The 20,380-nt window shown below is 61.9% G+C and carries 18 protein-coding genes; 17 read left to right on the top strand and 1 reads right to left on the bottom strand.

Annotated elements, in window-relative coordinates; genetic code table 11:
* Window positions 1-311 precede the first annotated feature (311 nt).
* The 17 genes from ACFIQF_RS17930 to ACFIQF_RS17850 all read left to right on the top strand — a co-directional run bounded on the left by ACFIQF_RS17930 (window position 312) and on the right by ACFIQF_RS17850 (window position 19,037).
* On the top strand, window positions 312-4,223 hold the full coding sequence (locus tag ACFIQF_RS17930) for a DUF3683 domain-containing protein (protein WP_393944953.1): 3,912 nt from the start codon (window positions 312-314) through the stop codon (window positions 4,221-4,223).
* Window positions 4,224-4,380: 157 nt separating this feature from the next.
* Entirely contained in the window at window positions 4,381-4,842 is a 462-nt protein-coding gene (locus tag ACFIQF_RS17925) for an HIT family protein (RefSeq protein WP_393944952.1), read from the top strand.
* A 115-nt stretch (window positions 4,843-4,957) separates the two neighbouring features.
* Window positions 4,958-5,374, top strand: coding sequence for a gamma-butyrobetaine hydroxylase family protein (locus ACFIQF_RS17920; RefSeq protein WP_393944950.1), 417 nt, complete (start codon window positions 4,958-4,960; stop codon window positions 5,372-5,374).
* 200 nt (window positions 5,375-5,574) lie between these two features.
* A complete protein-coding gene (gene ubiE / locus ACFIQF_RS17915) occupies window positions 5,575-6,306 on the top strand; it encodes a bifunctional demethylmenaquinone methyltransferase/2-methoxy-6-polyprenyl-1,4-benzoquinol methylase UbiE (protein WP_393944947.1) in 732 nt (243 codons plus the stop codon).
* 162 nt (window positions 6,307-6,468) lie between these two features.
* Complete coding sequence (locus ACFIQF_RS17910) at window positions 6,469-7,464, top strand: Tim44 domain-containing protein (RefSeq protein WP_393944945.1); 996 nt, start codon at window positions 6,469-6,471, stop codon at window positions 7,462-7,464.
* A 78-nt stretch (window positions 7,465-7,542) separates the two neighbouring features.
* Window positions 7,543-8,172 carry a ubiquinone biosynthesis accessory factor UbiJ gene (locus ACFIQF_RS17905; protein WP_393944943.1) on the top strand — a complete coding sequence of 210 codons (630 nt, stop codon included), beginning with the start codon at window positions 7,543-7,545 and terminating at the stop codon, window positions 8,170-8,172.
* Complete coding sequence (ubiB, locus tag ACFIQF_RS17900) at window positions 8,169-9,734, top strand: ubiquinone biosynthesis regulatory protein kinase UbiB (protein ID WP_393944942.1); 1,566 nt, start codon at window positions 8,169-8,171, stop codon at window positions 9,732-9,734. The genes ACFIQF_RS17905 and ubiB overlap by 4 nt, the downstream gene beginning before the upstream one ends.
* A gap of 27 nt (window positions 9,735-9,761) precedes the next feature.
* Complete coding sequence (locus ACFIQF_RS17895) at window positions 9,762-11,231, top strand: high affinity choline transporter 1 (RefSeq protein WP_393944940.1); 1,470 nt, start codon at window positions 9,762-9,764, stop codon at window positions 11,229-11,231.
* A gap of 102 nt (window positions 11,232-11,333) precedes the next feature.
* Window positions 11,334-11,642: an FmdB family zinc ribbon protein gene (locus tag ACFIQF_RS17890; protein WP_393944938.1), complete on the top strand. Its 309-nt coding sequence runs from the start codon at window positions 11,334-11,336 to the stop codon at window positions 11,640-11,642.
* Between the two features lie 14 nt (window positions 11,643-11,656).
* Complete coding sequence (locus tag ACFIQF_RS17885) at window positions 11,657-12,289, top strand: DUF502 domain-containing protein (protein ID WP_393944936.1); 633 nt, start codon at window positions 11,657-11,659, stop codon at window positions 12,287-12,289.
* 37 nt (window positions 12,290-12,326) lie between these two features.
* Complete coding sequence (gene aspS / locus ACFIQF_RS17880) at window positions 12,327-14,135, top strand: aspartate--tRNA ligase (protein ID WP_393944934.1); 1,809 nt, start codon at window positions 12,327-12,329, stop codon at window positions 14,133-14,135.
* Between the two features lie 225 nt (window positions 14,136-14,360).
* Window positions 14,361-14,837, top strand: coding sequence for a dihydroneopterin triphosphate diphosphatase (nudB, locus tag ACFIQF_RS17875; protein WP_393944932.1), 477 nt, complete (start codon window positions 14,361-14,363; stop codon window positions 14,835-14,837).
* Window positions 14,834-15,589: an endonuclease/exonuclease/phosphatase family protein gene (locus ACFIQF_RS17870; RefSeq protein WP_393944930.1), complete on the top strand. Its 756-nt coding sequence runs from the start codon at window positions 14,834-14,836 to the stop codon at window positions 15,587-15,589. The genes nudB and ACFIQF_RS17870 overlap by 4 nt, the downstream gene beginning before the upstream one ends.
* Before the next feature lie 130 nt (window positions 15,590-15,719).
* On the top strand, window positions 15,720-16,460 hold the full coding sequence (gene folE, locus ACFIQF_RS17865; protein ID WP_393944929.1) for a GTP cyclohydrolase I: 741 nt from the start codon (window positions 15,720-15,722) through the stop codon (window positions 16,458-16,460).
* A gap of 86 nt (window positions 16,461-16,546) precedes the next feature.
* Complete coding sequence (locus ACFIQF_RS17860; RefSeq protein WP_393944927.1) at window positions 16,547-17,437, top strand: EamA family transporter; 891 nt, start codon at window positions 16,547-16,549, stop codon at window positions 17,435-17,437.
* 4 nt (window positions 17,438-17,441) lie between these two features.
* Window positions 17,442-18,308: a DUF429 domain-containing protein gene (locus ACFIQF_RS17855; RefSeq protein WP_393944925.1), complete on the top strand. Its 867-nt coding sequence runs from the start codon at window positions 17,442-17,444 to the stop codon at window positions 18,306-18,308.
* Window positions 18,309-18,377: 69 nt separating this feature from the next.
* Window positions 18,378-19,037 (top strand): LysE family translocator, encoded by a 660-nt coding sequence (locus ACFIQF_RS17850; protein WP_393944923.1) that lies wholly within the window; start codon window positions 18,378-18,380, stop codon window positions 19,035-19,037.
* 7 nt (window positions 19,038-19,044) lie between these two features.
* Here ACFIQF_RS17850 and ACFIQF_RS17845 read toward each other — a convergent pair whose 3' ends face one another.
* A complete protein-coding gene (locus ACFIQF_RS17845) occupies window positions 19,045-20,373 on the bottom strand; it encodes a tetratricopeptide repeat protein (RefSeq protein WP_393944921.1) in 1,329 nt (442 codons plus the stop codon).
* Window positions 20,374-20,380: the final 7 nt, after the last annotated feature.

The raw sequence follows: 20,380 nt of genomic DNA, 5'->3' as shown, positions 1-20,380 counted from the left end.
GGCAATCTCCGCAGGTGGAAGAAAAAATGTAACCGCAGGGGAATTAGCGCCATAGCGGCACCGGTTTGTCATATGGAATTGTCATCATCCTGTGCTAGCGGCGATACGCGGGCGAAAAAAGTGCAAATACGCGCAAATGAGAAAAATAGAGAAAATTGCGCAGCGCCGCTTCCTGCGCGCTTGTGTGCAGAGAACTACAGCGCACTATCTGCATTTGTGGCGCGCGGCCATGCGTAATTGCCCCATGTCATAAAATCGGCCTCCCCACTGCTCACTTCCGGGGAGCCCAGACTCCCCCACAGGTCCCCTTCATGAATGCACCGATTGCGCTGGCTAGCTTGCAAGCCCAGGTCGACGGGCCAGCCCGTCTCCGCGAGATTCCTTACAACTACACCTCGTTCTCCGACCGTGAAATCGTGATTCGCCTGCTGGGTTCCGATGCCTGGAACCTGCTCAACCAATTGCGCCAGGAGCGCAAGACGGGTCGCTCGGCACGCATGCTTTATGAGGTGCTGGGCGATATCTGGGTGGTGCAGCGCAACCCTTATCTGCAAGACGACTTGCTGCATAACCCCGGCCGCCGCAAACAACTGGTCGAGGCCTTGCACCACCGCTTGGCCGAAGTGCAAAAGCGCCGCTCGCCAGCCGAAGACGCGGCGCGTGATGCGCTGGTTGGTCAGTTGATCGAGGCCGCCCAGGTGGCGGTCTCCGAGTTCGACACCACCTTGCAAGAGGCCACCGAGCTGCGCCGCAAGGTGCAGCGCGCACTGGGCCGCTTGACGGCCAAGGACAACATCAAGTTTGACGGCCTCTCGCGCGTGAGCCACGTGACCGACGCGACCGACTGGCGCGTCGAATACCCGTTCGTGGTGCTCACGCCGGATACCGAAGAAGAAATTGCCGGCCTGGTCAAGGCCTGTATCGAGCTGAGTCTGACCATCGTGCCCCGTGGCGGCGGCACTGGCTACACCGGCGGCGCGATTCCACTGACCTGGCGCAGCGCGGTCATCAACACCGAAAAGCTCGAAAAGATGACCGAGGTGGAGATGGTCTCGCTGCCCGGCGTGGACCATCCCGTGCCCACCGTCTGGTCGCAAGCCGGCGTGGTGACGCAGCGCGTGGCCGATGCGGCCGAGCGCGGCGGCTTTGTGTTTGCGGTGGACCCGACCTCGATCGAGGCATCCTGCATTGGCGGCAATATCGCCATGAACGCCGGCGGCAAAAAGGCTGTGCTCTGGGGCACGGCGCTGGACAACCTGGCCAGCTGGCGCATGGTCACGCCCGATGCCCAGTGGCTGGAAGTTACCCGCTTGGACCACAACCTGGGCAAGATTCACGACGCCGAGATGGCCAGCTTCGAGCTGAAATACCTCGACGCCGCTGGCAAGAAAGTGCTGCGCACCGAGCGCCTCGACATTCCCGGCTACAAGTTCCGCAAGGAAGGCCTGGGCAAGGACGTGACGGACAAGTTCCTCTCGGGCCTGCCCGGCGTGCAAAAAGAAGGCACCGACGGCATGATCACCAGCGCCCGCTGGGTGGTGCACCGCATGCCTACGCACACGCGCACCGTGTGCCTGGAATTCTTTGGCAATGCCAAAGATGCCGTGCCCTCGATCGTCGAGATCAAAGACTACATGTTCGCCGAGCAAAAGCGCTGCGGCGTGCTGCTGGCCGGCCTGGAGCATCTGGACGACCGCTACCTGAAGGCTGTGGGCTACGCCACCAAGAGCAAGAAGCACGGCGGTTTGCCCAAGATGGTGTTGTTTGGCGACATCGTGGGCGACAACCCCGACGAAGTGGCCCGCGTCACCAGCGAAGTGGTGCGCATTGCCAACTCGCGCAGCGGCGAAGGTTTCATCGCCATCAGCCCCGAGGCGCGCAAGAAATTCTGGCTTGACCGCAAGCGCACCGCCGCCATCAGCCGCCACACCAACGCCTTCAAAATCAATGAAGACGTGGTGATCCCGCTGCCGCGCATGGCCGAGTACACCGACGGCATCGAGCGCATCAACATCGAGCTGTCGCTGCAAAACAAGCTCAAGCTCTGCGACGAGTTGCACGCCTTCTTTGCCAACGGCCATCTGCCTTTAGGCAAGCAAGACGATGCCAGTGAAATCCCTTCGGCCGAGTTGCTGGAAGACCGCGTGGCCCAGGCGCTGGTGCTGGTGACCGAGGTGCGTGGCCGCTGGCAGGCATGGTTGAACAACGTGGCTGACCAGTTCCGCCAGTTGCAAGACCATACGCTGCGCGCCAGCTGGAAAGCCGATCTGCGCACACCGCTGGCCGCCATCTTCACCGGCTCGGCCTACAAGCCGATCATGGATGAGATCGTTGCCATCCACCAGCGCGTGCTCAAGGGCCGCGTCTTCGTGGCGCTGCACATGCACGCGGGCGACGGCAATGTGCACACCAACTTGCCGGTCAACAGTGACGATTACGAAATGCTCACCACCGCGCACGCAGCGGTGGCGCGCATCATGGATTTGGCGCGCAGCCTGGGCGGCGTGATCTCGGGGGAGCACGGCATTGGCATCACCAAGCTCGAGTTTTTGAGCGACGAAGAGCTGCGCCCCTTTGCCGAGTACAAGGCCAAGATTGATCCGCACGGCCACTTCAACAAAGGCAAGCTGCTGCGCCCCGAAGAACGCAAAATTCTGCTGGAGCAAACGCACGAAGGCGACAAATCGCGCAAATCGCTGATGTACGCCGACCTGACGAACGCCTACACGCCGTCGTTCGGCCTGATGGGGCACGAATCGCTCATCATGCAGCAAAGCCACATTGGCGCTATTGCCGACTCGGTCAAGGACTGCCTGCGTTGCGGCAAGTGCAAGCCGGTGTGCGCCACCCATGTGCCGCGCGCCAACCTGTTGTACTCGCCCCGCAACAAGATTCTGGCGACCTCGCTGCTGGTCGAAGCGTTTCTGTACGAAGAGCAGACGCGCCGCGGCGTCTCGATCCGCCACTGGCAAGAGTTCGAAGACGTGTCCGACCACTGCACGGTCTGCCACAAGTGCGCCACGCCTTGCCCGGTGAAGATCGACTTTGGCGATGTCACCATGAACATGCGCAACCTGCTGCGCCAGATGGGCAAGAAGAGCTTCCGCCCCGGCAACAAGGTGGCCATGGCCATGCTCAACGCCACCAACCCGGACACCATCAAGCTGCTGCGCAAGACCATGGTTGGCGTTGGCTTCAAGGCCCAGCGTTTGGCGGTCGATGTGCTCAAGGGCTTTGGCAAGCGCCAGACGGCGCATCCGCCTGCATCGGTGGGCACTGCGCCTATCAAGGAGCAGGTGATCCACTTCGTCAACAAGAAGTTGCCCGGCGGCCTGCCCAAGCAGACGGCGCGCGCCTTGCTCGACATCGAGAACAAGGATTACGTGCCCATCATCCGTGACCCCAAGGCCACCACCTCGGAAACCGAGGCGGTGTTCTACTTCCCCGGTTGCGGCTCGGAGCGCTTGTTCAGCCAGGTGGGCCTGGCCACGCAAGCCATGCTCTGGCATGCAGGCGTGCAAACCGTGTTGCCGCCAGGCTATCTGTGCTGCGGTTATCCACAGCGCGGCTCGGGCCAGTTCGACAAGGCCGAGAAGATGATCACCGACAACCGCGTGCTTTTCCACCGGGTTGCGACGACGCTCAACTACCTCGACATCAAGACCGTGGTGGTGAGCTGCGGCACTTGCTACGACCAGCTGCAGGGCTACCAGTTCGACAAGATCTTCCCCGGCTGCCGCATCATCGACATCCACGAATACCTGCTGGAAAAAGGCATCACCTTGCAAGGCAAGGGCGCGTACATGTACCACGACCCTTGCCACACGCCGATGAAGCTGCAAGACCCGATGAAAACGGTGAAGGCGCTGGTGGGTGACAACGTGCTCAAGAGCGAGCGCTGCTGCGGCGAATCGGGCACGCTGGGCGTGACCCGGCCTGACATCTCGACGCAAATCCGCTTCCGCAAGACGGAAGAAATCCGCAAGGGGGAAGCCGCTCTGCGCGAATCCGGCCAGGTGGGCCCCAAAGACAACGTCAAGGTGCTGACCAGCTGCCCCAGCTGCCTGCAAGGCCTGAACCGCTACCAGGACGACCTGCAAAACGGCCTGCTCGAAGCCGACTACATCGTGGTCGAGATGGCCCGCGAGATTTTGGGCGAGAACTGGATGCCGGAGTATGTGGCCCGCGCCAACAACGGTGGCATTGAGCGGGTGTTGGTGTAAAGCTGCACCCCCTGTGGCGCTCCGCGCCTTCCCCCTCTCTCGCTGCGCGGGAAGGGGACGACACCTGCGGTGCGGGGCGGCCCTTCTTGGGTGTCACTTGGCTGGGGCATGCTTGCGGGGGCGATGTGATCAAAGCGTATTGCGATGGAGTATGGAATTGAGTGCTGAACCGAATCCAAGTTGCCCGCTGTGCCACGGCGAAGGCGGCCGCCTTGTCTGGCAAGGTGAGCGTGCAGGCGCCCAACTGCGTGTCATCCATGCGGAAGAGGCTGGGTTCCCGGCTTTCTACCGCGTGGTCTGGGCTGCGCATGTGGCCGAGTTCTCAGACCTGTCGGCCGCTGAGCGCCAGTGGTGCATGGATGCGGTGGTGGCTGTAGAGGTGGCGCTGCGCGGCATGGTGCCAGCGCCGCGCAAGATCAACATTGCTACGCTGGGCAATATGGTGCCGCACCTGCACTGGCACGTGATTGCGCGTTACAGCGACGACAGCCATTTCCCTTCGCCCGTCTGGGCGGCAGCGCAGCGCGAGCGCAATGCGGCGTTGGAGGCAACTTTGGCCGAACAACTGCCTGCGGCTGAGGCGCGCATGGCGGCAGCCCTCGATCGCCTGCTGGCCTGAGGTGTTTTTGCGCTTTGCTATTATTATGGAAGCTGCTGGCGCTTGGTAATCAAGCGTTAGCCTTCAATTGGGCTTGACTTTGCGTCTGCTGGGCGCAGGGCCGCAAAGGATTCTCATGGCTGGCTTGAACCAGAACACCCCGACACCGACGGCGCTGACCGTGCATGGCGCATCGCGCGTGCTGGAAGTGCAGTACGCAGATGGCGCCGAGTTCCGCTTGCCTTTCGAGTTTCTGCGCGTCTACTCGCCCTCGGCCGAAGTGCAGGGCCACGGCCCGGGCCAGGAAGTGCTGCAGACCGGCAAGCGCGAAGTGGGCATTGTGGCGGTAGAGCCAGTGGGCAATTACGCTATCAAGCCCATCTTCTCGGACGGCCACGAAAGCGGCCTGTACAGCTGGCAGTATTTGTACGAGCTGGGTACCCGCCAGGCCGAGCTGTGGCAAGACTATTTGGACAAGCTGGCCAGTGCCGGCGTGGACCGCGACCAGCCGATGGCGCCCAAGGGTGGCGGTGCTTGTGGCCACCACCACTGAGCGTTGGCACGGCGCAGGGTGGCCAGGGTTGGTCATTTGCTGCGCGGATAAGACGCAATATTTTGTATATAGAACTATGAATTTCGTAGCAGCCTGTATTTGCCGTTGGGGCGATACAGGTCTAAATGGCTTGAAGTCATACCCTCCCATACGTCGGGTTTTGTCTCCCAGCCGCTACAGAGCTTGCTAGCATTCGAACTATGAGTACCACCCATTTTGGTTTTGAGACGGTTGACGAGCAGGACAAGGCGCGCCGTGTGCGCGGCGTGTTTGACTCGGTGGCGAGCAAATACGATGTGATGAACGACCTGATGTCCGGTGGCTTGCACCGCATCTGGAAGCAGTACACGGTGATGGTGGCTAACCTCAAGGAAGGCCAGCGTGCGCTCGATATCGCCGGCGGTACCGGCGACCTGTCGCTGGCTTTTGCCAAAAAAGTGGGCAAGAGCGGCCAGGTGGTGCACACCGACATCAACGAAGCCATGCTGCGCGTGGGGCGCGACCGCCTGATCGACAAGGGCATCCACCTGCCGACCATGGTGTGCGATGCCGAGGCGCTGCCTTTCCCGGACAATCATTTCGACGTGGTCAGCGTGGCCTTTGGCCTGCGCAATATGACGCACAAAGACGTGGCGCTGCGCGAGATGAACCGCGTGCTCAAGCCACGTGGCAAATTGCTGGTGCTGGAGTTTTCCAAGGTGGCCAAGCCGCTGGAGAAGGTCTACGACTTGTATTCCTTCCAAGTGCTGCCACGTATCGGGCAGATGGTGGCGGGCGATGCCGAAAGCTACCGCTACCTGGCGGAATCGATCCGCATGCACCCGGGTCAAAAAGAATTGAAGGCCATGATGCAGCAGGCTGGTTTCGGCCATGTGGACTACCACAACATGACGGGAGGCATCACCGCCTTGCATGTGGGTATCAAGTGCTGAAAGTGCTGACTAAGCGCTGAAAGCTAAGCACGACAGATTGCCAAGCAGCACGCCGCCCAGCGTGCCGCGCAATACAACACAAGAAATCTGTCGGGCCAAATGGTGGGCATGGTGAGTTTTCCGGCGCTGCGAGCGGTGCCGGCCTAAGGAAACGGAGCAAATATGACGAAACTGTGGTCAGTGGTCTTGGTGGTCCTGCTGGCATTCGTGCACCTGGATGCCGATGCCAAGCGCATGGGCGGTGGCAAATCGATGGGCCAGCAGTCCAGCAACGTAACGCAGCGGCAGGCAACGCCCCAACAGGCGCCCGGCAACCAGGCAGCACCTGCACAGCAGGCGCAGCGCCCGGCAGCCCCTAACGCAGCGCCACAAGCGGCACCCAAGAAGCCTTGGGGCGCGATGCTCGGCGGCCTGGCCGCTGGTCTGGGCCTGGCCTGGCTGGCGCACAGCCTGGGTTTTGGTGAAGCCTTTGGCAATATGCTGATGGCCGGCTTGATCATCATGGCGGTGCTGGCGGTGATCGGCTTCATCCTGCGCAAGCGTGCAGCCGGTTCGGCGCAAGCCAACAACTCGCCCTTCGCCTTCCAAGGCGCAGGCAATGCCACGCCGCAGGCGCCGGAATCGGCACCCGTGGCGCGCCAGTACAACCCTGAGAAGGTGGGTAATGACGCATCGGCCCGTCCTTGGGAGCAAGGCGCAGCGCCTGTTGCTGCCGCAGCGGGTGGCAGCATGATCGGCTCGGCTCTGTCGGGCTCGCAAAACTGGGGCGTGCCTGAGGGTTTTGATACCCAAGGCTTCCTCGAAGCAGCCAAGCGCAACTTTGTCACCCTGCAAGCGGCTTGGGACCGTGGCGATGTCACGACCCTGCGCTCGATGATGACCGACACCATGCTCAGCGAGGTGAAAGGCCAGCTCTCCGAGCGCGAGCAGCACCGCGAAGGCGCGCAGCCCAACCAGACCGACGTGGTCATGCTGGAAGCGCAACTGCTGGGTATCGAAGACCTGGGCCACGCTTACATGGCCAGCGTCGAGTTCTCCGGCATGATCCGCGAAGAAGCCCACGCCGGCCCCAGCCCCTTCCGCGAAGTCTGGAACATGACCAAGCCCAAGGACGGCACCAGCGGCTGGCTGGTAGCAGGCTTGCAGGCTTTGCAGTAAGCGCAGGCTTGTAAAACTCCACCGCTTTGCCTGTTAATCCGGGCAACAGGCGGTGGACTTGGGGAATAATCGGGGGCTATGGCAACACAGTCCCCTTTTTCTTTTCCGGGCGGCATTTTTGCGCGCATCCTGGAGTCGGCCCAGCCACCGCAGTGGTTGGTGTCTGAGGTGCAACACCGCGTGGTGCTGTTTTTGAACCATGTGCTGATGCAAGAGAGCGTGGCCATGGAGCGGCTGGTGCGCCAAAGCGGGCGGGTGGTGCAGGTGCAATGGCGCTCCATCGTGCTGGCGCTCAAGATCACCCCGGCAGGTTTGCTGGACCTGGCCGAAGCGGGCGAAACGCCGGATCTGCGTGTGCAGGTGGTGGATGAGTCTCCGCTGGCTCTGGCACGTGATGTGTTGCAAGGCGACAAGCCCTCCATCCGTATTGATGGCGACGTGCAGTTTGCCGCCGAAATCCAGTGGCTGGTAGACCATGTCCGCTGGGACGTGGAAGAAGACCTGGCCCGCATCGTGGGCGACACGCCCGCGCATTGGCTGGCCAACGCCGGTCAGCGCATTGCTGGCGCTTTGCGCCAGTTTGTCAGCATGGGCGTGCGCACGGCAGACCGCTTTGGTGGCCGCCAGCAGGCACAGCCGCCGGCACCGCCAACGCCCCCGGGCTACGGTGACAGCAGTGAGCCGGCCAGCGAGCGCAACGCCCCATGAAGCGATTCTTTCGCGGCTTCACCATTTTGTGGGTGGTGTGGCGCTATGGGCTGGACGACATGGTGCTCTCCAGCTTCAACCATCCCTGGCTCAAGGGCGCCAGCCGCGTGCTGCGCCTGGGCCGCAAATGGACCGAGCCGCGCGGCCAGCGCCTGCGCGAGGCGCTGGAGCAACTGGGCCCGATCTTTGTCAAGTTTGGCCAGGTCTTGTCGACCCGGCGCGATCTGCTGCCGCCCGATATTGCCGAAGAGCTGTCGCTGCTGCAAGACCGTGTGCCTTCGTTCGATCCGCGCATTGCGGTCGAGACGATCGAGCGCGCCTTCCGCAAGCCGATTGCTGACGTCTTTGTCTCTTTTGACGAAAAGCCGATTGCCAGCGCCTCGATAGCGCAGGTGCACTTTGCCACCATCCGTACCCGCGAAGGCGAGCTGCGCGATGTGGCGGTGAAGGTGCTGCGCCCCGGCATGCTGCCGGTGATCGACAGCGATCTGGCGCTGATGCGCACCATGGCCGAGCTGGTGGAAAAGTTCTCTGCCGACGGCAAGCGCCTCAAGCCGCGCCAGGTGGTGGCCGAGTTCGACACCTACTTGCACGACGAGCTGGACCTGATGCGCGAAGCATCGAACGCCGCCCAGCTGCGCCGCAATATGGAAGGCCTGGATCTGGTGCTGATCCCCGAGGTGTTCTGGGATTTTTGCCACCAGGAGGTGATGGTGATGGAGCGCATGAACGGCGTGCCCATCAACCAGGTCGAGACTTTGCGCGCAGCGGGTGTGGATATCCCCAAGCTGGCGCGCGACGGTGTGACGATTTTCTTCACCCAGGTGTTCCGCGACGGCTTTTTTCACGCCGACATGCACCCGGGCAATATCCAGGTGAGCCTGGAGCCAGAGAGCTTTGGCCGCTATATCTCGCTCGACTTCGGCATTGTCGGCACGCTGACCGAGTTCGACAAAGAGTACCTGGCGCAAAACTTCACCGCTTTTTTCCGCCGCGATTACAAGCGCGTGGCCGAGCTGCACATTGAAAGCGGCTGGGTGCCACCCGATACCCGCGTGGACGAGCTCGAAGCGGCCATTCGCGCCGTGTGCGAGCCGTACTTCGACCGGCCGCTCAAGGAAATCTCGCTGGGCATGGTGCTGATGCGCCTGTTCCAGACCTCGCGCCGTTTCCATGTCGAGATCCAGCCGCAGCTGGTGCTGCTGCAAAAAACCCTGCTCAACATCGAAGGCCTGGGCCGCCAGCTCGACCCCGATCTGGACCTGTGGAGCACGGCCAAGCCTTTCCTGGAAAAGTGGATGCTCGACCAGATGGGCCCGCAGCGCCTGTGGCGCGAACTCAAATCACAGGCGCCGCGCTACGCCAAGCTGCTGCCCGACATGCCACGCCTGGTGCACCAGTACCTCTCGCGTCAAGGCAGTGACAACGATGAGACACTCAAAGAGCTGCTCGCTCAACAAAAGTTGACCAACAAGCTGCTGCAAATCATTATTTGCGGCGGTATCGGTTTTGTCTTGGGGCTGGTCGTGCTGCAGCTCCTGATTCGCGTTCGTCTTTTTTAATTCTTTTCGCTAAGCAGGAGTGAGAACGTGCTGCTCTCCATGGTAATTGCCTATCTATTTGTAACCATAGGTGTTGGATTGTGGGCCGCCAAACGGGTCAATAACACGGCCGATTTCGCCGTGGCAGGCCGCAGCCTGCCTTTGTTCATGATCATCACCACCACCTTCGCCACCTGGTTTGGTTCGGAGATCGTGCTGGGTGTGCCGGCCAAGTTCATCGAAGGCGGTTTGCGCAACGTGGTCGAAGACCCGTTTGGCGCCGGCATGTGTCTGATTCTGGTGGGCGTGTTCTTTGCGGCCAAGCTCTACCGCATGAACCTGCTGACCATCAGCGATTACTACCGCAAGCGCTATGGCCGCTCGGTGGAAATCATCTGCTCGCTCATCATCATGCTCAGCTACCTGGGCTGGGTGTCGGCCCAGGTGACCGCTTTGGGCCTGGTGTTCAACCTGCTGTCGCACGGCGCGGTCAGCATCTCGATGGGCATGGTGATCGGTGTGGTCTCCATCCTGGCCTACACCTTGTTCGGCGGCATGTGGTCGGTGGCGGTGACCGATTTTGTGCAGATGATCATTTTGGTGGTCGGCCTGCTGGTGCTGGCATTCTTTGCCTCGGACATGGCCGGCGGCGCAGGCAAGGTGATCGACCTGGCCACCAGCCGCAATCTGTTCCAGTTCTGGCCCGAGCCGACGATGCACGACATCGTCTTCTTCTTCGCCGCCGCCATCACCATGATGCTCGGCTCGATCCCGCAGCAAGACGTTTTCCAGCGCGTGATGTCGGCCGACAGCGAGAAATCGGCTGTGCGCGGCACCGTCATCGGTGGCTCGGCCTATATTCTGTTTGCCTTTGTGCCCATGTTCATGGTGGCCAGCGCACTGATCATCATGCCCGAGGCCACGGCCGACCTGCTCAAAGAAGATCCGCAAAAAGTGCTGCCCACGCTGGTGATGGAGAAAATGCCTTTCATCATGCAGGTGCTGTTCTTCGGTGCGCTGCTCTCGGCCATCAAATCTTGCGCCTCGGCCACTTTGCTGGCGCCCAGCGTCACCTTTACCGAGAACATCTGGCGCCAGTTCCGCCCGCATGTCAGCGACCGCGAAAACCTCTTGACCATGCGCATCAGCGTGCTGGTGTTCAGCATCTGCGTGCTGGCCTACTCCATCAAGATGCAGGGCACGCCCATCTATGAACTGGTCTCGGGCGCTTACCAAGTGCCTCTGGTGGGTGCCTTTGTGCCGCTGACCATGGGCTTGTACTGGAAGCGCGCCACCACGCAAGGCGCGCTGCTGGCGGTGTTTCTGGGTATCGGCATCTGGCTGGCCGGTCTGAACATGAACTGGGGCAGCGCCTTCCCGGCGCAGCTCGCCGGTGTGCTCTCGGCCTTTGCCGGCATGGTGATCGGTTCGCTGGCTCCGCAGTGGATCAGCAACCAGAAGACCGACGTCGAGCCCTTTGTGCCCGACACCCCGGTGCGCGCCGCGGCGGGCCGCTGAAGCCATAAACAGGCCGGCAGCAGGGTGGAAACCTGCCGCCAGGGCCGGTTTGTGCAACCCGCCTATAATCAAGGGTTTCTCTGAATTTCTTCTACTTGCGCGATGCCTATTTACGCCTACAAGTGCAGTGCCTGCGGATATGCCAAGGATGTTTTGCAAAAAATATCGGACGCACCGCTGACGGAATGCCCCCAATGCCAGCAAGCGAGCTTTTCCAAGCAGCTGACGGCACCGGGTTTTCAGCTCAAGGGCACGGGTTGGTACGCCACGGATTTCAGCGGCAAAAAAGCCAGCTCGGACAGTAGCACGGCTGGCGCGTCCAGCAGCTCCAGCGCTGACAGCAAACCTGCTGCCGCGCCTGCTCCGGCTGCGTCGGCGCCCGCTGCAGCCCCTTCCGGCTCGGCCGCATAAAGGCTGTACGCACCATGTCCTCACTGCGCAAATGGCTGCTGACTGGCTTGCTGGTGGTGGTGCCGGGCGTGATCACGGTCTGGGTTTTGCACTGGATCGTCAGCACGCTCGACCAGACCCTGCAAATCCTGCCCGATGGCTGGCAGCCCGACACGCTGCTGGGCATCCACATTCCCGGCTTTGGCGTGGTGCTGACCTTGGCGATCTTGCTGCTGGTAGGCGGCATTGCCAGCAACTTTGTCGGCCGCAAGCTGGTGAGCTGGGGCGACGCGCTGGTCAGCCGCATCCCGGTGGTGCGCTCGATCTACTCCAGCGTGAAACAGGTGTCGGACACGCTGTTTTCGGAGAGCGGCAATGCTTTTCGCACGGCCGTCATGGTGCAGTGGCCGCACGCCGGTGCTCGCACCATCGGTTTTGTGACCGGTGCGCCCAGTGGCGAGCTGGCCCGCCGCCTGGATGCGGGCGAGGAAGAATGGCTGAGCGTTTACGTGCCCACCACGCCCAACCCCACGGGTGGCTACCTGGTGATGGTGCGCAAGAGCGATTGCGTAGAACTGGATATGAGCGTGGACGCCGCGCTCAAATACATCGTTTCGATGGGTGTGGTGGCTCCGCCGGAGCAGCGCCCCTTGAATTCAAAAAACTAGAGGACTAGAGCGCCCACAAGGCGCAGGAAGATTGGCTATGGCAATGCGTTCCCAATACTGCGGTCTGGTGACCGAGGCCCAGATGGGCGAAACCGTGACGCTGTGCGGCTGGGTGAACCGCCGCCGCGACCACGGTGGTGTGATCTTTATCGACCTGCGCGACCGCGAAGGCTATGTGCAAGTGGTGTGCGACCCCGATCGCGCCGAGATGTTCAAGACCGCCGAAGGCGTGCGCAACGAGTTCTGCGTGCAGGTCAAGGGCGTGGTGCGTGCGCGCCCCGCTGGCACCACCAATGAATCGATCAAGAGCGGCAAGATCGAAGTGCTGTGCCACGAGCTGAACGTGCTCAACGCCTCGGTCACGCCTCCGTTCCAGCTGGACGACGAAAACCTGTCGGAAACCGTGCGCCTGACAAACCGCGTGCTGGACCTGCGCCGCCCGGTCATGCAACGCAACATGATGCTGCGTTACAAGACGGCCATCCAGGTGCGCAACTTCCTGGACAAGGAAGGCTTTGTCGACATCGAAACGCCTATGCTGGGCAAGTCTACGCCTGAAGGCGCACGTGACTACCTGGTGCCTTCGCGCGTGCACGATGGCGAGTTCTACGCTCTGCCACAGTCGCCCCAGCTGTACAAGCAGATGCTGATGGTGGCCGGCTACGACCGCTACTACCAGATCACCAAGTGCTTCCGCGACGAAGACCTGCGCGCTGACCGCCAGCCCGAATTCACGCAGATCGACTGCGAAACCTCGTTCCTGAACGAAGAAGAAATCCGCGCCATCTTCCAGCGCATGATCAAGGAAGTGTTCCAGACCCAGCTGGGTGTGGACCTGGGCGAGTTCCCGATCATGACCTACCAGGACGCCGCTTTCCGCTTTGGTTCGGACAAGCCCGACATGCGCGTCAAGTTGGAGTTCACCGAGCTGACCGAAGTGATGAAGGACGTGGACTTCAAGGTCTTCTCCGGCGCTGCCAACATGAAGGGCGGCCGCGTGGTGGGTCTGCGCGTGCCTGGTGGCGCGCGTGAAAACGGCGGTCTCTCGCGTGGCGAGATCGACGGCTACACCGAGTTCGTCAAGATCTACGGTGCCAAGGGCCTGGCCTACATCAAGGTCAACGAGCTGGCCAAGGGCCGTGACGGCCTGCAATCGCCCATCGTCAAGAACATCCATGACGCCGCGATTGCCGAAATCCTGAAGCGCACCGGCGCACAAGATGGCGACCTGATTTTCTTTGGCGCAGACAAGGAAAAGATCGTCAACGACGCCATTGGCGCGCTGCGCATCAAGATTGGCCACAGCGAATTCGGCAAGGCCAACGGCCTGTTCGAAAACAAGTGGGCACCGCTGTGGGTGGTGGACTTCCCCATGTTCGAATACGACGAAGAGAACGACCGCTGGGCCGCTGTGCACCACCCGTTCACCTCGCCCAAGGACGGCCACGAAGACCTCATGGTCACCGATCCCGGCAAGTGCATTGCCAAGGCTTACGACATGGTGCTCAACGGCTGGGAACTGGGCGGCGGCTCGGTGCGTATCCACCGCGCTAACGTGCAGTCGAAGGTGTTCGACGCACTGAAGATTTCGCCCGAAGATGCTCGCGCCAAGTTCGGCTACCTGCTGGACGCGCTGCAATACGGTGCGCCTCCTCACGGCGGCCTGGCTTTCGGTCTGGACCGTCTGATCACCTTGATGACCGGCTCCGAATCGATCCGCGACGTGATCGCTTTCCCCAAGACCCAGCGCGCCCAAGACCTGCTGACCCAGGCCCCATCGGCTGTGGACGAAAAGCAGCTGCGCGAGCTGCACATCAAGCTGCGCAACCCCATCGCTGCCCAGTAAAGCGGCGCGGCCAGGCATCAGCTCCTCGGGCTGGTGCCGTGCCAACCCCTACAGAAAACGCCAAAACCGCCCGGTTTTGGCGTTTTGCTTTGTGCGCCTTTGCCATACAGACAACGCTGTTGCCGCTGTCTTTTTGAACGCGCACAATGGCTGGGTAACGCCGTTACAGCGCTCCACCACCATGGCGCTTGGCGGCCTGTGCTTTGTTTTCTGATTCTGTCTTCTGTGAGCGCAACTTCTCCCACTTTCAAAATTCCGCAATCGGTGCTCGTCATCATCCATACGGCTGAGCTGCAGGTATTGCTGCTGCGCCGGGCTGACAGCCCCAGCGATGTGCCTTATTGGCAACCGGTGACGGGAAGCAAGGATGCTGAGAGCGAGACCTGGGTGGAGACTGCGATTCGCGAAGTGCGGGAGGAAACGGGTATTGATGCAAATCAGCCCGACTGCGTGTTGCGCGACTGGAATCTGGAAAACATCTACCCCATCTACCCGCAGTGGCTGTACCGTTACGCGCCCGGTGTGCGCATGAACACCGAGCATGTGCTCAGCCTGCAAGTGCCGTCCTACGCCCAAATCACCCTCAGCCCGAGAGAGCACACCGCTTTCGCGTGGCATGATTGGCGCGAAGCGGCCGAGCGCTGCTATTCCATATCGAACAGCGAAGCCATTCTGTGGCTGCCGAGGTTCACAGCTCCATGACCGATTTAGACGACGACAACCCGATTTTGCGCGTGGCCACCTACAACATCCACAAAGGGGTGCAGGGCCTGGGGCCGGTGCGCCGGCTGGAAATCCACAACCTGGGCCTGGCGGTGGAGCAGATGGATGCCGACATCATCTGCCTGCAAGAGGTGCGCAAGGACAACCGCAAAGAACAAAGCTATTTTGACAACTGGCCCGAGCAAACGCAGGCCGATTTTCTGGCGCCCTTGGGCTATACCGCGGCCTACCACACCAATGCGCAAACCAAGTGGGGCGAGCACGGCAACGCCTTGCTGACGCGCTGGCCGATTCTGGAAACCCACCACCGCGACATTTCCGACCACCGCTTTGAGCAGCGTGGCCTGCTGCATGTGGCCATGCAGATTGCCGGGCGCCGCATTCACACCATCGTGGTGCATCTGGGCCTGGTGCACGGCAGCCGCTTGCGCCAGACGGCGCAGATCCAGCAGTTCATCCAAGAACACGTGCCCGAGGACGAGCCGGTGGTGGTGGCGGGCGACTTCAACGACTGGGGCTTCCAGGTCAAGGCCATGCTGGCTGGCTTCGGCTTGTTCGAGTACGACGAGCAGCCGCTGATGACCTATCCCTCGCGCCTGCCCGTGGTGCAGCTCGACCACGTCTACGCCCGCGGCCTCACGCCTTGCGGTCTGTTCGTACCGCGTGGCCGCATCTGGTGGCGCATGTCCGACCACCTGCCGCTGATCGCCGAATTCCGTTTGCGCGATTGAGCTGGGCGCTTGCCGCCGCTTGGGCTTGCATGCTATTGAATCAATAGCTGTTTGCGCAGCTGTCATCTGCGCAACCCGCAAGAAACACCATATTCTCTGAGGACAGCTTTCGCTGGTAATATCGACCGCTATGTTTACCGAACTCGCCGATCAGAACGATCCCAAAAAAGCACCCGCCAGCGACGAAGGCACGCCGGTGTCCGTCAAGATCCGCGAGCGGGTGCAGGCGGCGCAGCAGCGCTTCCATGCCAACGACAACATCGCCGCCTTCATCGAACCCGGCGAGCTGGAGCAACTGCTCGACGAGGTGGAGCACAAGATGCAGGGCGTGCTCGACAGCCTGGTGATCGACACCCAGGACGACCACAACACGCGCAACACCGCCCGCCGCGTGGCCAAGATGTACCTCAACGAGGTCTTCCGTGGCCGTTATGTGCCGCAGCCCGAGGTGACCGCTTTTCCCAACGCCGAGCACCTGAACGAGCTGATGATCGTCGGCCCCATCACCGTGCGCAGTGCCTGCAGCCACCACCTGTGCCCGGTGATCGGCAAGGTCTGGATCGGCGTGCTGCCCAACAAGAACACCAATGTGATCGGCCTGTCCAAGTACGCACGCCTGGTGGACTGGGTGCTGGGCCGCCCGCAAATCCAGGAAGAAGCCATCGTGCAGCTGGCCGACCTGATCATGAAGAAAACCCAGCCTGACGGCTTGGCCGTGGTGCTGGAGGCATCGCACTTCTGCATGTCCTGGCGCGGCGTGCGCGAGATGGATTCGAAAATGCTCAACTCGGTGATGCGCGGTGAGTTCCTCACCAACCCCACCTTGCGGCGCGAGTTTCTGGCGCTCATCCCGCAACGGGTGAACAACTGACACCACGCCTCTGACGCAAACGCCCGGCCAGTCCGGGCGACGTTTTTTCTGCCGCCAACCACTACAACACCCAAGGCATTGTTTCCATGACGCTGACCGCGTTTGCGCTGATTATCGTAGCGGGCATCATCCATGCCTTCTGGAACATCGTGGCCAAAAAGGCCGGCGGCGACTCGCGCTTTTCGCTCTTCACCTCGGTACTCAACGCGCTCGTCTGGCTGCCGCTGGGCTGGTGGTTGGGGCGCGATGTGGTGCCGCAATGGGGCTGGCTGGAATGGGGCTTTGTGGCGGCCAGCGCCTTGCTGCACGTGTTCTATTTTGTCGTCTTGCTGCGCGGCTACCGGGTGGCCGATCTCACCGTGGTCTACCCGCTGGCGCGGGGCAGCGGGCCGCTGATCTCGTCGCTGGTGGCGGTGCTGTTTTTGGGCGAACACTTGTCCACCCTGGGCGCGGCCGGCATTGTGGGCGTGGTGGCCGGCGTCTTTCTGATTGCAGGCGGCCCGGCCATGCTGCGCGTGGCCACGCAAGGCGGCAGCGGCGAAAAGCGCGAGCGCACCATCAAAGGCCTGTACTACGGCTTGCTGACCGGTTTGTTCATTGCGTCCTACACCGTGGTCGACAGCTACGCGGTCAAGATGCTGATGATGTCGCCGATCCTGCTCGACTACATGGGCAACCTGATCCGCTGCGTGGTGCTGGCGCCGCTGGGCCTGAAAAACTGGGCCGAGACCAAGCGCCTGTGGCACATGCAGTGGAAATACGCGCTGGTCGTGGCCATCTTCAGCCCCATCGCTTACGTGCTGGTGCTGTACGCAGTGCAGAGCGCGCCCATCTCGCACGTGGCACCGGCACGTGAAGTGTCCATGCTGTTTGCTGCGCTGATTGGCGGCAAGCTGCTGGGCGAAGGCGACCGCGCCTTGCGCATTGCTGGCGCAGTGCTGATTGCGCTGGGCGTCACCGCCCTGGGCTTGGGCTGAACGCATGGCCGAGGCAGCCGCAGCAAGCCGCTTGCCGCAGTTGCTGGGCTGCGATTTCAGCAGCAGCCCGAGCCGCAAAAAGCCCATCGTGCATGCGCTGGGAAAGCTGGATGCAGCCAACCGTAGCGTGCATTTGCAAGGCTTTGCGCACTTCAGCACGCTGGAAGCTTGGAGCCTGCAACTGCAGCAGGATGCGGCTTGGGTGGGCGGCTTTGATTTGCCTTTTGGCTTGCCGCGTGCCTTGGTCGAAGAGCTGGCTTGGCCTAGCGACTGGCGCACTTGCATGCAGCACTATGCGGGCCTGAGCCGGCAACAGATTCGCGAGCAATTCAAGGCGTTTTGCGCTGCGCGCCCAGCTGGGCAAAAGTTTGCTCACCGCACCACTGACGGGCCGGCCGGCTCCAGCCCATCGATGAAATGGGTCAATCCGCCAGTCGCCTTCATGCTGCATGCGGGCGTGCCGCGCTTGCTGGCTGCCGGTGTCAGCTTTCCTGGCTTGCTGCCTAACGACAGCGGCAAAGTGGCGTTGGAGGCTTATCCCGGCCTGCTGGCGCGTGAGCTGATCGGGCGGCGCAGCTACAAAAGTGACGATGCCAAGCGCCAAACCGCAGAGCGTGCCGAGGCTCGCCAAGACTGCCTGGTCGCTTTGCTGCGCGGCGAAAACCGCTTGCAACTGCGCTTGCAGGCCAGTGCCGAGCTGCGGCAGCAAATGCAGGCCGATGCCAGCGGCGACCATCTGGACGCAGCCATCTGCATGTTGCAGACCGGTTGGGCTTTGCTGCAGCATTTGCAAGGCGATGCGCTGTACGGCTTGCCAGCGCAGACCGATCCGCTTGAGGGCTGGATAGTCACAGCGCCGTTGTCGCGTTGACACAGGCCGTTTGCAGCGCTTGGCGCGATAATGCCGAGCTTGCCCGAAGCTGTTTTGCCGAGCCCTTGTATGCCCACTCTCCAGTCCCTGATCGCGTTCTTTGGTGTTGCCGTGCTGCTGGCCTTGTCGCCCGGCCCGGACAATCTGTTTGTGCTGATGCAGTCGGTGCAACGCGGCTGGCGCGTAGGTATTGCCGTAGTAGTGGGCCTGTGCCTGGGCGTGGTGGTGCACACCACGGCCGTGGCGCTGGGGCTGGCTGCGGTGTTTGCCGCATCGAGCGTGGCTTTCACCGTGCTCAAGTGGTGCGGTGCCGCTTACCTGGCCTATCTCGCTTGGGGCGCTTGGCGCGCACCAGTTTCCAGCGAGAACAGCGATGACAAAGCCGGCAGCACCGGCGCCCAGCACCCGCAAGCCAGCAGCCAGGAACTGGTCGCCATGGTGCGCCGCGGCGTGGTGATGAACCTCACCAACCCCAAGGTACTGATTTTCTTCCTGGCCTTTTTGCCGCAGTTCGCGGACCCGCAGCTCGGCCCCGTCGGCCCGCAGATTTTTGTCTTCGGCGCCGTCTTCATCCTGGCCGCATTTTTGGTGTTTGGCGCGATTGCCCTGTTCTCGGGTGCTTTCGGCAACTTGCTGCTGCGCTCGCCCAAGGCGCAGTTCTGGCTCAACAAGATCACGGCCGTGGTCTTCCTGGGTTTGGCAGTGAAACTGGCAACGGCGCAGCGCTGAGAGCGCCCTAGGCCGGTTGTGCTGGCAAACCCAAGGCTTGGTAAATACGCCGCATCTGCGCTGCCAGCCGCTTGGAGTGGGGTTGCTGGTTGAGCCAGGGCTGCACCAGGTTTTGCAAGGCTGTCCATTGGCCGCTGTGGCGCAAAGCGCTGCAATAAATTTGCGTGAACAGATCGCGCTGCGCGTGGCTGCCGCCAACGGCCAGCAGACGCGGTATGGCTTGGCCTAAAGCGTCGGCAGCAACTGGGTAGCGCCCTTGGGCATAAGCCAGCAAGCCGTGGGCAGCGGGCACGCAGACGCTTTGCCAGATGGCTTGCAATTGCGGCTGAGTCAAATGCTTGGCGTGTTGCTCCATGCTGGCCAGCAGTGTTTGCGCTGCCTGCCATTGCTCTGCACGGGCCAGGCCGTAGAGGTATTGCAGATCGAGAAAAGGCAGAACGTGGTCGTGCTGGCGTGCAAGCAAGTAGGGCGTCAACTGCTGCCAGCGCTGGCCCACATCCACACCTTCCAGCTCCAAGCGCGCCAGCAGCGAGATGGAGCCGATCTGGTCTTGCGAGTAGGCCGGAACCACGCCCCAGACCTGGCTGTCGTGCAGTTGCAGTGCCTCGTCGGCACGCCCGTCTTCCAGCAGAAACAAGGCCAGGTGCCACCAATTGTGCGTCTGCATGAAAGAGTTCAAACCTGTCCAACTGCTGCTGGCTTGCTGCATGAAGCCCAGGCCTTCTTCGACACGCCCTTCGGTCAGCAGCACATGCGCCAGCGCATGGTGCGCCCAAGGTTCTTTGAAGCGCATGTCGATGGCATGGCGCGCCGTGGTTTCGGCCTGGCGTAGCAGGTGGCATTGCTCGTAGGCAAAGGCGAGCATGCCGTGGAAATACGGCACATCGGCCAGCTGCGTTTGGCTGGCCAAAGCCATGCGCAACATGGCCGGCGAATCGCCTAGATTGAAGGCGTGGTAGTGCGCCAGTTTGAGCGCGGCAATATCGCGCGGATACGCTTGCAGCAAGGCTTCCAGGCGTTGCACGACCAAGGGCGTATCGCCTGCAACCCAGGCTTCCAGCGCGGCTATCCACTGCTTTTCACGTGCATTGGCCTGGCTGCGCTGTGCTTGCGCACGTTGCAGAAAAGGCTGCGCGTTGCGAGCTGCCTGCGCGTCTTCGGCAAACAGGTGCAGGGCCGCGCACCAGGTTTGCACGAGCGGGCTGTGGTCTTGCTCGGCAATCTCCAACAGCCGCAGCACCCGCAGTTCGCACGAGGCAAAGCCCTCGGCAAAGTCGTTGAGAAAGGGCAGGGCGGCGGCTTCGCTGCTGACCGGGTTGCCGTAGCTGTCTTGCATGGTGGGT

This window comes from Comamonas trifloxystrobinivorans, assembly GCF_043359985.1.
GTDB lineage: Bacteria > Pseudomonadota > Gammaproteobacteria > Burkholderiales > Burkholderiaceae_C > Comamonas > Comamonas trifloxystrobinivorans.
The sequence above is the reverse complement of the archived record's forward strand: the minus strand, read 5'-3'. Positions and strand labels throughout refer to the sequence as shown.

Excerpts from the sequence above, each read along its gene's own strand:
- ACFIQF_RS17930 (WP_393944953.1), top strand. The coding sequence starts at position 312 with ATGAATGCACCGATTGCGCTGGCTAGCTTGCAAGCCCAGGTCGACGGG.
- ACFIQF_RS17885 (WP_393944936.1), top strand. The coding sequence starts at position 11,657 with ATGTCCTCACTGCGCAAATGGCTGCTGACTGGCTTGCTGGTGGTGGTG.
- ACFIQF_RS17890 (WP_393944938.1), top strand. The coding sequence starts at position 11,334 with ATGCCTATTTACGCCTACAAGTGCAGTGCCTGCGGATATGCCAAGGAT.
- ACFIQF_RS17855 (WP_393944925.1), top strand. The coding sequence starts at position 17,442 with ATGGCCGAGGCAGCCGCAGCAAGCCGCTTGCCGCAGTTGCTGGGCTGC.
- ubiB (WP_393944942.1), top strand. The coding sequence starts at position 8,169 with ATGAAGCGATTCTTTCGCGGCTTCACCATTTTGTGGGTGGTGTGGCGC.
- ACFIQF_RS17850 (WP_393944923.1), top strand. The coding sequence starts at position 18,378 with ATGCCCACTCTCCAGTCCCTGATCGCGTTCTTTGGTGTTGCCGTGCTG.
- ACFIQF_RS17910 (WP_393944945.1), top strand. The coding sequence starts at position 6,469 with ATGACGAAACTGTGGTCAGTGGTCTTGGTGGTCCTGCTGGCATTCGTG.
- ACFIQF_RS17845 (WP_393944921.1), bottom strand. The coding sequence starts at position 20,373 with ATGCAAGACAGCTACGGCAACCCGGTCAGCAGCGAAGCCGCCGCCCTG.
- ubiE (WP_393944947.1), top strand. The coding sequence starts at position 5,575 with ATGAGTACCACCCATTTTGGTTTTGAGACGGTTGACGAGCAGGACAAG.
- ACFIQF_RS17905 (WP_393944943.1), top strand. The coding sequence starts at position 7,543 with ATGGCAACACAGTCCCCTTTTTCTTTTCCGGGCGGCATTTTTGCGCGC.
- ACFIQF_RS17870 (WP_393944930.1), top strand. The coding sequence starts at position 14,834 with ATGACCGATTTAGACGACGACAACCCGATTTTGCGCGTGGCCACCTAC.
- folE (WP_393944929.1), top strand. The coding sequence starts at position 15,720 with ATGTTTACCGAACTCGCCGATCAGAACGATCCCAAAAAAGCACCCGCC.
- ACFIQF_RS17920 (WP_393944950.1), top strand. The coding sequence starts at position 4,958 with ATGGCTGGCTTGAACCAGAACACCCCGACACCGACGGCGCTGACCGTG.
- ACFIQF_RS17860 (WP_393944927.1), top strand. The coding sequence starts at position 16,547 with ATGACGCTGACCGCGTTTGCGCTGATTATCGTAGCGGGCATCATCCAT.
- aspS (WP_393944934.1), top strand. The coding sequence starts at position 12,327 with ATGGCAATGCGTTCCCAATACTGCGGTCTGGTGACCGAGGCCCAGATG.